The organism is Paraprevotella clara YIT 11840 (assembly GCF_000233955.1).
Taxonomy (GTDB): Bacteria; Bacteroidota; Bacteroidia; order Bacteroidales; family Bacteroidaceae; genus Paraprevotella; species Paraprevotella clara.
In genome coordinates this window covers 269-536 of sequence record NZ_JH376707.1, presented here as the reverse complement: position 1 = coordinate 536, position 268 = coordinate 269, and the positions used below count along the sequence as shown (strand labels likewise).

The following is a 268-nucleotide window of genomic DNA, read 5'->3' as shown; positions in this document are numbered from 1 at the left end:
AACGTTTACTATCAATAATCCTGATACCTATACTATAGAGGTGACTTCGCCAGCTTTGCCATCAAGCTGTAAGTTCACCATCAGTCAGAAGATTACGAAAGAAGTAACGCTTAAGCCTAAAGCTACGGCTAAAGCGTGGAAGGGCTGTAACCTACGTGTGATAAACTTCCAAGCAGAAGGAGGTCAAGGGCCTTATAGCTTTGCTATCTGGAGTATAGATGGTGTGGTACAGAATAATTATCAAAACTATTCTGATATACAACCTTCG

At 41.0% G+C, this 268-nt stretch carries 1 protein-coding gene; it reads left to right on the top strand.

From position 1 onward, the window contains the following. On the top strand, nt 1-268 hold a 268-nt coding region (locus HMPREF9441_RS18875), incomplete at both ends, for a hypothetical protein (RefSeq protein ID WP_039865669.1).